The organism is Bradyrhizobium pachyrhizi (assembly GCF_001189245.1).
GTDB classification, from domain to species: Bacteria; Pseudomonadota; Alphaproteobacteria; order Rhizobiales; family Xanthobacteraceae; genus Bradyrhizobium; species Bradyrhizobium pachyrhizi.
In genome coordinates this window covers 9,492-19,872 of record NZ_LFIQ01000025.1, presented here as the reverse complement: position 1 = coordinate 19,872, position 10,381 = coordinate 9,492, and the positions used below count along the sequence as shown (strand labels likewise).

Here is a 10,381-nt window from a genome sequence, read left to right as displayed (position 1 = left end):
CCAGCGCCGTGAGCTTGCTCCAGGTCGCGCCGCTGAGCGAGCCGAGCAGCCAGAAGGTGATGTCGCGGAGCTGGCGGTCGTCGGCGACGAACACCAGAAGGCCGATGCCGGCATTGGCGATCGCGGCGATCGCAAGCCCGGCCAGCAGGAAGATCGCAATCGATGTCCGGCCGCCGCGGCTGGCGATGCTGTAAAGCACGATGGTCGTGACCAGCGAGCCGGCAAAGGCCGCGATCGGCAGCAGCTGGTGTTGCAGGAAGCGCAGGCTTTCGCCGAGATGGCTGTCGGTGAACACGATCGCGGCCGCCGCGGCAAACGCGCCGCCGGAGGAGACGCCGACCAGCGCGGGGTCGGCGAGGGGGTTGCGGAACAGGCCCTGCATGATCGCGCCTGATACGGCAAGGAGTCCGCCGACCATCGCCGCCGCCGCGATCCGCGGGATGCGGATCGACCACACCACGAGTTGGTCGCGTGCAAGCAGCGGGTTGGCGACACCATCAGCCCAAAGCCCAAGCGCTGCCGGAAGCCGCGCCATTGGAATCCCGGCGGCCCCGACCGTCAGGGCGACCAGGGCGGCGCCTGCCAGCGCCGCAAGCAGGCAGAGCAGGGTGAGTGTCGCGGCCGGCCGCAGCGACATGCCGGCGCGCCGTTGTTTCGCACGCCCGCGGCGCTCAGTCAGCACGCTCATTGCCGACAATTCGCGGTCAGCGCTGCCGGCTTGAAGTTGTCAGCCTCCGGCGCCAGCGCCGGATAGAGCTTGACCGAGAGGTCGCGTGCCGCGGCCGCGGTGCGCGGCCCGAAGCCGAGCAGATAAAGGCCTTCCATCGCGATGAAGGCCTTGTTGGCCGCGACCGGCGTCAGCGCGAAGGCTGGATGCGCGAACACGGCATCCGACGTCAGCGAATCCTTGCCGCGATCGATCGACAGCACGACATCCGGTTTCGCCGCCACGATGGCCTCGTCATTGACCGGCTTGTAGCCGTCGTAACCGTCGATGGCGTTGACGCCGCCGGCAAGCCGGATGATCTCGTCCGCGGCGGTCTTGTGGCCCGCGGCCATCGCCCGGCCATTCAACAGCGACATCACGAACATCACGCGCACCGGCTTGGTCACCCGGGCACGCAGCACACGCAGTTGCGCGAGGTCGCTCTCCACCGCCGTGGTCAGGCAGGCGGCGCGCGGATCGGCGCCCATGGCGTGGCCGACCAACCTGATCTTCTCGACCAGCCCGGCCTCCGAGAACGTCTCCGGCACCAGCACCAGCGGCACCTTGGCCGCCTCGAGCACGTCCATGGTCTCCTTCGGCCCGGAGCCCTGCACCGCGAGCACCAGCGACGGGTGCAGGCCGAGCACGCCCTCCGGCGACAGCTGGCGCATGTACCCGACGTCGGGCTTCTCGCGCAGCGCAGCCGGCGGGTAGAGGCTGGTCGCATCGACGCCGGCGATGCGATCCTCGAAGCCGAGCGCATAGAGGATCTCGGTGATCGCGCCTCCGATCGAGACGATGCGCGACGGATTGTCGATCACGACGTCGCGGTCGCGCGCGTCATGCACGGTGATGCCCTCGGCTGTCACTGCTTCGATCGGCAGCAGGCAGGAGAAGGCGAACAAAGCGAGCGTGCGACAAATTGTCATCGGCGCCGTCACTTGGTGAGAATCAGCTTGTTCTGCGAGGTCAGCCGCAAGCGGTAGTGCTCCTCGCCATGCATGATGATGATCTCGCGCTCCGCAGCGAACAGGTCGCGGCTGTCGAGACGATTACCGCGCATGATCAGTGTTTTGGCTGCACCGGATGCAGGCTCGGTCTGCTTTCCGGCTGCGCCGATATTGTCTCCGGAAGCTGCGGACATATTGTGGTGTTGCGCCTGCGAAAAATTTTCAAATGGTGTTTTGCTTGTATAAGCGGGCGAAGGCGCATTCCAACGGCTGCACTTTACAATCGATATAAACAGCGCCGCCGCATTCTTGACCGTTTTGTTGCCGGCTCGTAACCAATCCTCACGCGATGCAAGCCGGTGGCTTGCATCGCGACGTAGCCAGCAAGCCGCTCGTCAGAGAGCGCACGCCAGCCAAACCAGAAAAGCGATGATCAGGCTGGGGCTAGAATGGCTGACGGGGCTAGGGTTTCGCGCGCCTTGATTTTGGGCGCGTCGGTGTTTTCATTTGCGGCAGCACTGCCGGAGCGCGGGTTCGCGCAGACCGCCGATCCGTCGGCTGCGCGTCCTTCCAGCGAACGGCCGAAGCAGGCCAAGCGGAAGCCGAAGCCGGTGGCCGAACCTCAGGCGGTGGCGCCGGCGATGAATGCGCGGGCGCAGATCGGTGCGGTGCCGGTGCAATCGCTCGACACCATCACGGCGGTGGCGTCCAAGACCGAGGAGCGCGCGATCGATGCGCTGGCGCCGGTCAGCGCCGTCACCCTGGAGAAGATCCAGGGCCTGCAGCCGAACCGGCTCTCGGACATATTCTACGCCGTGCCCGGTGTCTCGGTTCAGGAGCGCGGCGACGATCCGGCGACCGTCATCAACATCCGCGGCCTGCAGGATTTCGGCCGTGTCGCCGTTGTCGTCGACGGCGCGCGGCAGAACTACCAGCGCACCGGCCACAACGCCAACGGCTCGTTCTTCCTCGATCCCGAACTGATCGGCGGCGTCGACGTGGTGCGCGGCCCGACCGCGAACATCTACGGCTCCGGCGCGATCGGCGGCGTGGTCTCGTTCCGCACCAAGGATATCGACGACGTGGTGCGCCCCGGCGAGCGCTGGGGTGTCGACATGTCGGGCTCCTACGGCACCAACACGGACCGCGGCATGGGCTCGGTGTTCGGCGGCGTGCGCGTCGATCCGAATGTCGATGTGTTCGGCGGCGCGGTCTATCGCACCCAGGGCAATTACAAGGACGGCGCGGGCACCGAGATCGGCAACACCGGCAACGATATCGCGGCCGGCCTGATGAAGGTGACGTTCCGGCCGGCCGAAGGCCACGAGTTCAAGATCGGCGGTATCTTCCAGGACTACCAGTACAATATCGGTCAGCCGAACCGCGGCCCGACCACGACGGCGGCGCCGCTCGCCGCGATCGCGGGCTCCTCGGTCTACGCATCCGACGCCAAGAACTACACGGGCACCTTGAGCTGGAGATATTCCAAGCCGGACGACATGCTGTTCGACTGGAACATCTCGGTCTACGGCAATCGGACCGACAACGACCAGGTCAAGACCTACAACAACCGCATCACCACCGGCGGCGGCGTCTGCACGCTCGCCAATCCCGGCAACAACATCTCCGGCTGCGTCGGCGACAAGCGTGGTTATTTGCTGGACACCGTAGGGATCGACGTCAACAACACCTCGCGCTTCAATTTCGGCGACTGGCGCAACGCCGTGACCTACGGCTTCGACGCCTTCCGCGACGATGTCGAGACCTTCGACTCGCGTGGCAATTCCAACATCACGACGCCGGGCGGCCAGCGCACCGTGTCCGGCGGCTTCGTGCAGCTGAAGCAGAACTATTCGACCTGGCTCGAGCTGATCAGCGCGGTCCGCTACGACCACTACGAGCTCAACTCGATCAGCACCACGACCAGCGGCGACCGGTTGTCGCCGAAGATCACGGTCGGCGTCACGCCGGTTGCCGGCTTCACGCCCTATGCGAGCTATGCCGAAGGCTATCGCGCGCCGTCGATCACCGAGACCCTGATCGCGGGCGGCCACGCCACTGGCGGCGGGCCGGCGCTGTTCAACTGCCCCGACGGCACCTCAGGCCTGTTCTGCTTCCTGCCCAATGCGGCGCTGCGGCCGGAGGTCGGCAAGAACAAGGAAGTCGGCATCAACCTGAAATATGACGGCATCCTCACCGCGAGCGACTCGTTCCGCGGCAAGATCAACGTGTTCCGCAACGACGTCGACGGTTATATCGATCTCGTCGCCTCGGCGCCGACGCTGACGCCGTTCGGGCGCTTCAGCCAGTTCTACCAGTATCAGAACATCGCGCACGCCCGCATCGAGGGCTTCGAGCTTGAGACGATGTATGATGCGGGCGACTGGTTCGTCGGCGTCGCCGGCCATCTGATGCGCGGCCGGAACACCCAGACCAATGTCGGGCTCGCCACCATCACGCCGCGCAAGGTGACGACGACCGGCGGCGTGCGGTTGCTCGACCGTTCGTTGATCATTGCCGCGCAATGGTCCTCGTTCGGCGCCAACAACGACCTGCCGGCGGGCTATCTGCCCTCGACCGGCTACGAGCTCGTCAACCTCTATCTGACCTGGAACGCCACCAAGGACATCACCTTCACGGCGTCGGTCGACAACCTCTTGAACCAGTACTACCGGCCTTATGCGATCCCGGGCTCCTCGACCGACGGCACGACGCAGAACGACGTGCTGTTCTCGAGCCCCGGTCCGGGTACCGTCTACAAGGCCGGGCTCAGGATTCACCTAGGTGGAGCGTAACGCGAGACGCCGATCATTCCATCCAGGTTGCTCCGGCTGCGCTGGTGCCCCCGGCGCGGCCTTTGGCGTATTCCTTGGCGCGTTCATGTTATTAACGAGATCAACCGGCAGGATCGGGCATCCGCCGTCATACAGGAGAGAGTTTTCATGTTCATCGCAATGAACCGGTTCCAGGTGATCAAGGGCAAGGAGCAGGCGTTCGAGACGGTCTGGAAGACGCGCGAATCCTATCTCGGCGATCTGCCTGGATTCATCGAGTTTCACCTGGTGAAGGGCCCCGAGGCCGAGGATCACACGCTCTACGCGACCCACACGGTGTGGGCCAGCAAGGCGGCGTTCGAGGACTGGACCAAATCCGATGCGTTCCGCCGCGCCCATTCCCGCGCCGGCAACGAGACCGGCGGCAGCCTCTATCTCGGGCACCCGAAATTCGAGGGCTTCGAGGTGCTGATCACCGAGCGGGCGAAGAGCGCGGCGGCGTGATGGAGGCGGTCGTGCCTGATGCGGAGCTTGTGGGGCTGAAGGCCTATATGGCCGACAATCCCGGCGCTGTGATCGAGGACGTCGCGCGCGAGCGCAAGGTGACGCCGCGCGCGGTGCTCGAGGCGCTGCCCGAGAGCATGGTGCGGATCGGCCCCGGCGAGTTTGCCGCCGCGATGCAGGACATCGCGGAGTGGGGCGAGGTGACGCTGATCGTGCACACCGATGACGCGATCTTCGAGTTCACCGGCGCCATTCCGAACGGCGAAGTCGGCCGCGGGTATTTCAACCTGATGCAGCCGAAGGGCCTGCACGGCCACCTGAGGCACGAGCGCTGCGCGGCGATCGCCTTCGTCGAGCGGCCTTTCATGGGCAAGGTTTCGGCGTTCATCGCCTTCATCAATCGCGACGGCGGCATCATGTTCAAGGTGTTCGTCGGCCGCGACGAGACGCGCGCGCTGCGCGGCGATCAGCTGGTGCGCTTTCATGCGCTGGCGGACCGCCTCGCGCCGCAGGCGGGCTGAAAGCAACGAAGGACGGGAGGCGACAATGTGGCAGCGCTGGCTTGGGCGAAGCATCTGGATGGCGGCGTCGGCCGGGCTCGGCATGCTGCCGGGCACGAGCCTTGCCGCAGCCGACGCCGCACTGCTGCCGCGCAACCTCTCGCCCTGGGGCATGTTCGAAAGCGCCGACATCGTCGTGAAGGCGGTGATGATAGGGCTCGCCTTCGCCTCGCTCGTCACCTGGACGATCTGGCTCGCCAAGACCGTCGAGATCCGCCGCAAGACCGCGCTCGCCCGGCAGGGGATCGGCCTCCTTGAGCGTGACACCCAGCTTGCCGAGGTCGAGCAGGCGAGCCGCGACAGCAACGACGCGGTGGCGCAGATCGTGCAATCGGCCTCGCGCGAGGCTGCGCTGTCCGGCGGCACGTTCGACGACGGCTTCAAGGAGCGCATCGCGCTGCGGCTGGAGCGGGTCGAGGCGGCGATGTCACGGCAGATCGCGCGCGGCACCGGTGTGCTGGCGACGATCGGCGCCACAGCGCCGTTCGTCGGCCTGTTCGGCACGGTGTGGGGCATCATGAATGCCTTCATCGGCATCTCCGAGGCCCACACCACCAATCTCGCGGTGGTCGCACCCGGCATCGCCGAGGCGCTGCTTGCAACCGCGCTCGGCCTGGTTGCCGCGATCCCCGCGGTCGTGATCTACAATCACCTGACCCGTTCGATCGCGTCTTACCGCGCGCTGCTCGGCGACGCCTCCGTCATGGTGATGCTGCTGGTCAGCCGCGAGGGCGATCGCAGCCTGTTCCGGCTGGCGCGCGCTGCGGAGTAGGCGATGGGCGCGAAGCTTGGCACTGGCGGCGCGTTCGGCGACCGGCGTCGCGGCGACGACGATCTGGTCGAGGCACATGAGATCAACGTCACGCCCTTCATCGATGTGATGCTGGTGCTGCTGATCATCTTCATGGTGGCGGCGCCGCTCGCAACCGTCGATCTCGGCGTCGATCTGCCGGCCTCGACCGCGGAGCCGCAGCCGCGGCCGGACAAGCCGGTGTTCGTCACCGTGAAGCCCGATCTTTCCGTCGCGGTCGGCGAGGACGTGATCGCGCGCGAGACGCTGACGTCGACGCTCGATGGCGCCACGCAAGGCAGGAAGGACGAGCGCATCTTCCTGCGCGCCGACAAGGCGGTCAGCTATGGCGATCTGATGGAGGTGATGAACCTGCTGCGCAACGCCGGCTATCTCAAGATCGCGCTGGTCGGCCTCGACGGGCGTAGCTGATTTATGAATGCGTACGCGCTTCATGATGCGGGCGGCGAGATCCGGCTGAGGCGTTGGGGCCTGTCGGCGGCAGCGATCCTGGCGGCGCATGCGGCAGTGCTCGCGGTTGCCATGAGCTGGGTCCCGGCGCCGCCGCCGGGCGTCGCGGTGCCGGCAGTGCTGGTCGACCTGACGCCGATCACCTCGGCGCCGGAGCTTTCGGAGACCGAACTGCCGCCGGGGCCGGCGATGCAGGAGGCCGACGCGTCGCCGCCGGAGCCTGCCGCCGCGCAACCCGTGCCGCAGGAGATCGCGCCGACGCCGATGCAGGAGAAGCCCGACGTCGTCGCACCGCCGGAACAGAAGCCGCAGATCACGTCGCCGCAACCCGAGCCCGCGAAAGTCGTTCCGGAGAGGAAGCCCGAACCGGTCAAGCCGAAGGTGGTTCGTCGCGAAGCAAGGAAGCCGTCCGAGGCAACGCCGGCACCGCGCACCAGCGCGCCGAGCCGTGCCGAACGGCAGGCGCCGGCTGCGTCCGCGATCAGCGCCGGCGCAGCCGCGTCAGCGATCGCGGCCTATAACGCCCGCGTCCGCGCGCATCTGCTGCGCTTCCACTCCTATCCGGCCGGCGGCAACGGCCAGCGCGGGGTGGTCCGCCTGGTGTTCACGCTCGGCCGCGGCGGGCAGGTGCTGTCGAGCCATCTCGGCGGCTCCTCTGGCAATCCGACCTTCGACGCGCGCGCGTTGGCGATGGTGCGCCAGGCCCAGCCGTTTCCGGCGTTTCCGTCCGAGATCACGCAGGGCTCGATGGGCTTTTCCGTGCCGGTCGCGTTTGTGCCGCGGTAGTCTTAGCCACGTTCGTCATTGCGAGGAGCGAAGCGACGAAGCAATCCATAGTTCCGCATATGCGGTGCGATGGATTGCTTCGCGGAGCCTGTCACCCGGCGGCGCTTTGCGCCGACCGGGTGGCTCGCATGACAGGGATCGCCTGTGCCCAACTACTCCTTCACCGCGCCGGTCAGCGACGACACGTAGTAGTCGACGAACAGCGAGTAGAACAGCGCGACCGGCAGCGAGCCGAGCAGCGAGCCGGCCATCAGCGCGCCCCACTGGTAGACGTCGCCGGTGACGAGCTCGGTCAAGATCGCGACCGGTACCGTCTTGTTGGCGCCGCTCTGGATGAAGGCGAGCGCGTAGATGAACTCGTTCCACGACAGCGTGAAGGAGAAGATGCCGGCCGAGATCAGGCCGGGCACCGCGAGCGGCAGCGTGATCCGCCACAGGATCTGCAATCGCGTCGCGCCGTCGACCAGCGCACATTCCTCGAGCTCGTAGGGGATCGACTTGAAATAGCCGATCAACAGCCAGGTGCAGAACGGCACCAGGAAGGTCGGATAGACCAGGATCAGCGCCAGCGGAGAATCGAACAGCCCGAACTGCACGATGACGGTGGCGAGCGGAATGAACAGGATCGACGGCGGCACCAGATAGGCGAGGTAGATGCCGAGGCCGACATAGGGGCTGCCGCGGAAGCGCAGCCGCTCGATCGCGTAGGCGGCGAGCGTCGAGGCGAACAGCGACAGGAAGGTCGAACCGATCGCCACCAGCATGGTGGTCTTCAGCCAGCGCGGATAGGCCGTGTCGAACAATAGATGCTTGATATGCGCGAGCGTCGGCGAGGTGATCCAGAACGGGTTGTGCTCCTTGTAGTTCAGCAGCTCCGCGTTCGGTTTGAACGAGGTGACCGCCATCCAGTAGAACGGAAACAGCAGGATCAGGATGAAGCAGGCGAGCGGCAGATAGATCATCACCACGCGCCGGGCGCGGGAGTCCCACGCCATCGTATCGGGGGTGGCGCTGGCGACGTTGGAGGATTGGGCTGCAACGTCAGTCATTGGCTTCTCCCTGCTGCCATTTGCGGCGCGCGAGGCCGAAGTAGCTGAACAATGTTGCGAACACCAGGAACGGGATCATCGAGACGGCGATCGCGGCACCCTCGCCCAGCTCGCCGCCGGCGATGCCGCGCTGGAACGCCAGTGTCGCGAGCAGATGGGTCGAGTTGACCGGGCCGCCGCGGGTGATGGCGTAGACCAGCTGGAAGTCGGTGAAGGTGAAGATGATCGAGAACGTCATCACGATCGCCAGGATCGGCATCATCATCGGGAAGGTGATGTAGCGGAAGCGCTGCCAGGAAGTGGCGCCGTCGAGCATCGCCGCCTCGTAGAGCGAGGGCGAGATGGTCTGCAGCCCCGCCAACAGCGAGATCGCGACGAACGGGATGCCGCGCCAGATATTGGCGGCGATCAGCGAGAACCGCGCCGGCCAGGGTGAGCCAAGGAAGTCGACATTGCTGTCGCGCCAGTGCAGCACGTCGACCAGGAGATAGGAGATGATCGAGAACTGCGGATCGTAGATCCACCAGAACGCCAGCGCGGAGAGCACCGTCGGCACGATCCACGGCAGCAGCACGATGGCGCGGATCAGGCTCTTGAGCGGGAAATGGTTGTTGAGCAGCAGCGCCAGCCAGAAGCCGAGCGCGAACTTTCCGAAGGTTGCGATCGCGGTGTAGAAGATCGAATAGAACACCGCGTTCCACCACAAGGGATCCTTGAGCAGATACTGGAAGTTCTCAAGTCCGATGTAGATGCCGCGCTGGCCGATCGTGGTGTCGGTGAAAGCGAGCCAGATACCGAGGCCCAGCGGATAGGTGAGGAACACCAGCAGCAGGCCGATCGCGGGCGCAAGGCACATCACGATCAGGAACGGCTTGTAGTCGAACAGGCGCGCGAGCCAGCCCGGCTGGTGCAGCGCGTGTCCTCGTGAAGGGAGGGTGGTGACAGACATCAGGTTCTTGTCTCGGTCCGACTTCCAGGGTCATTCCGGGATGGTGCGTTAGCACCAGACCCGGAATCTCGAGATTCCGGGTTCGATGCTACGCATCGCCCCGGAATGACAGCGGCTTTAGGTCGATCTTACCGGCCCTGCCGCCGGAAGTACCGCTTGGCGCGCTGTTCGGCTTCCGCTGCGGCGGCCTCGGGCGTTGCGGCGTCGGTCGCGACCGAGGCGCACATCTGCACCAGCACATAGTCGGCGTTGACGGCGCCGGTCGCGGTCGAGATCGGCCCCTTGTAGCCGTTGTAGTAGGGGCTCCGCATCGTGTCCTTGAAGATCGCGACCTTGGGGTCGCTCGACCACACCGCGGCGTCGGCATAGGCCGCCAGCGGCTGCGACCAGTAGCCGGAGTTGGCGTTGAGCCACGGCTCGTACTGTTCGTGCTCGAGCATGAACTGCAGGAATGCCTTCGCCGCGTTGGGATACTTGCTGTGCTTGAACACCATTGCGTTCAAGGTCAGGCCGGACATCGGAGAGGTCGGGGCCAGTCCCTTGATCAGGAACTGATGCGCGGTGTCGTCGGCGATTGCCTTGGTCGCGGGATCGTTCTTCAGCGAGAAATACAGCGAGACGCCGTTTGCGGTCAGGCCGATCTCCTGCGACGAGTAGGCGCGGTTGTTCGAAACGTCGTTCCAGGACGGGGTGCCGGCGATGAAGGTCGGATACAGCTCCTTCAGATATTTCAGCGCTGCGATCGTCTCCTTGCTGTTGATGATGATGTTGCCTTCCTCATCGAGCAGCGCGGCGTTGTGCGACCACAACAGCCAGTTGGCGAAGCCGTTGCCGTCGCCGAC

12 protein-coding genes are annotated in these 10,381 nt (G+C 65.7%); 6 read left to right on the top strand and 6 right to left on the bottom strand.

The genetic code is table 11. The annotated features are described in order from the left end of the window. The 3 genes from AKL29_RS44200 to hemP all read right to left on the bottom strand — a co-directional run. Nucleotides 1-688 (bottom strand): FecCD family ABC transporter permease (locus AKL29_RS44200; RefSeq protein WP_244481688.1); only part of this gene is annotated, 688 nt, incomplete at its 3' end. Then, complete coding sequence (locus AKL29_RS02120) at nucleotides 685-1,635, bottom strand: heme/hemin ABC transporter substrate-binding protein (protein WP_050383013.1); 951 nt, start codon at nucleotides 1,633-1,635, stop codon at nucleotides 685-687. The genes AKL29_RS44200 and AKL29_RS02120, both read right to left, overlap by 4 nt. A gap of 8 nt (nucleotides 1,636-1,643) precedes the next feature. Further along, entirely contained in the window at nucleotides 1,644-1,850 is a 207-nt protein-coding gene (hemP, locus tag AKL29_RS44195; protein ID WP_016840569.1) for a hemin uptake protein HemP, read from the bottom strand. A 255-nt stretch (nucleotides 1,851-2,105) separates the two neighbouring features. Between hemP and AKL29_RS02110 the strand changes: the two genes are divergently transcribed. From AKL29_RS02110 to AKL29_RS02085, 6 genes are all read left to right on the top strand, one after another. After that, on the top strand, nucleotides 2,106-4,451 hold the full coding sequence (locus tag AKL29_RS02110; RefSeq protein WP_152977388.1) for a TonB-dependent hemoglobin/transferrin/lactoferrin family receptor: 2,346 nt from the start codon (nucleotides 2,106-2,108) through the stop codon (nucleotides 4,449-4,451). Nucleotides 4,452-4,598: 147 nt separating this feature from the next. Continuing rightward, nucleotides 4,599-4,934 (top strand): heme-degrading protein HmuQ, encoded by a 336-nt coding sequence (hmuQ, locus tag AKL29_RS02105; protein WP_050382754.1) that lies wholly within the window; start codon nucleotides 4,599-4,601, stop codon nucleotides 4,932-4,934. After that, complete coding sequence (hutX, locus tag AKL29_RS02100) at nucleotides 4,934-5,455, top strand: heme utilization cystosolic carrier protein HutX (RefSeq protein WP_050382752.1); 522 nt, start codon at nucleotides 4,934-4,936, stop codon at nucleotides 5,453-5,455. Before hmuQ ends, hutX begins: the two co-directional genes overlap by 1 nt. Nucleotides 5,456-5,513: 58 nt before the next feature. Next, the gene (exbB, locus tag AKL29_RS02095; RefSeq protein ID WP_050383012.1) at nucleotides 5,514-6,266 is read left to right on the top strand and encodes a tonB-system energizer ExbB; all 753 of its coding nucleotides are present in this window, start codon (nucleotides 5,514-5,516) and stop codon (nucleotides 6,264-6,266) included. A gap of 3 nt (nucleotides 6,267-6,269) precedes the next feature. Next, nucleotides 6,270-6,716 carry a TonB system transport protein ExbD gene (gene exbD, locus AKL29_RS02090; RefSeq protein WP_050382750.1) on the top strand — a complete coding sequence of 149 codons (447 nt, stop codon included), beginning with the start codon at nucleotides 6,270-6,272 and terminating at the stop codon, nucleotides 6,714-6,716. Nucleotides 6,717-6,719: 3 nt separating this feature from the next. Beyond that, a complete protein-coding gene (locus AKL29_RS02085; RefSeq protein ID WP_050382748.1) occupies nucleotides 6,720-7,541 on the top strand; it encodes an energy transducer TonB family protein in 822 nt (273 codons plus the stop codon). 152 nt (nucleotides 7,542-7,693) lie between these two features. Here the strand turns inward: AKL29_RS02085 and AKL29_RS02080 are convergent, their stop codons facing one another. From AKL29_RS02080 to AKL29_RS44190, 3 genes are all read right to left on the bottom strand, one after another. Beyond that, nucleotides 7,694-8,536, bottom strand: a complete 843-nt coding sequence (locus AKL29_RS02080; protein WP_016840579.1) for a carbohydrate ABC transporter permease — start codon at nucleotides 8,534-8,536, stop codon at nucleotides 7,694-7,696. A gap of 46 nt (nucleotides 8,537-8,582) precedes the next feature. Continuing rightward, entirely contained in the window at nucleotides 8,583-9,539 is a 957-nt protein-coding gene (locus AKL29_RS02075; RefSeq protein WP_028333494.1) for a carbohydrate ABC transporter permease, read from the bottom strand. 128 nt (nucleotides 9,540-9,667) lie between these two features. Further along, nucleotides 9,668-10,381, bottom strand: a 714-nt coding sequence (locus tag AKL29_RS44190; protein ID WP_244481687.1) for an extracellular solute-binding protein, incomplete at its 5' end; no start/stop codon positions are given.

Excerpts from the sequence above, each read along its gene's own strand:
- AKL29_RS02075 (WP_028333494.1), bottom strand. The coding sequence starts at position 9,539 with ATGTCTGTCACCACCCTCCCTTCACGAGGACACGCGCTGCACCAGCCG.
- hutX (WP_050382752.1), top strand. The coding sequence starts at position 4,934 with ATGGAGGCGGTCGTGCCTGATGCGGAGCTTGTGGGGCTGAAGGCCTAT.
- AKL29_RS02110 (WP_152977388.1), top strand. The coding sequence starts at position 2,106 with ATGGCTGACGGGGCTAGGGTTTCGCGCGCCTTGATTTTGGGCGCGTCG.
- hemP (WP_016840569.1), bottom strand. The coding sequence starts at position 1,850 with ATGTCCGCAGCTTCCGGAGACAATATCGGCGCAGCCGGAAAGCAGACC.
- exbB (WP_050383012.1), top strand. The coding sequence starts at position 5,514 with ATGGCGGCGTCGGCCGGGCTCGGCATGCTGCCGGGCACGAGCCTTGCC.
- AKL29_RS02085 (WP_050382748.1), top strand. The coding sequence starts at position 6,720 with ATGAATGCGTACGCGCTTCATGATGCGGGCGGCGAGATCCGGCTGAGG.
- AKL29_RS02120 (WP_050383013.1), bottom strand. The coding sequence starts at position 1,635 with ATGACAATTTGTCGCACGCTCGCTTTGTTCGCCTTCTCCTGCCTGCTG.
- AKL29_RS02080 (WP_016840579.1), bottom strand. The coding sequence starts at position 8,536 with ATGGCGTGGGACTCCCGCGCCCGGCGCGTGGTGATGATCTATCTGCCG.
- hmuQ (WP_050382754.1), top strand. The coding sequence starts at position 4,599 with ATGTTCATCGCAATGAACCGGTTCCAGGTGATCAAGGGCAAGGAGCAG.
- exbD (WP_050382750.1), top strand. The coding sequence starts at position 6,270 with ATGGGCGCGAAGCTTGGCACTGGCGGCGCGTTCGGCGACCGGCGTCGC.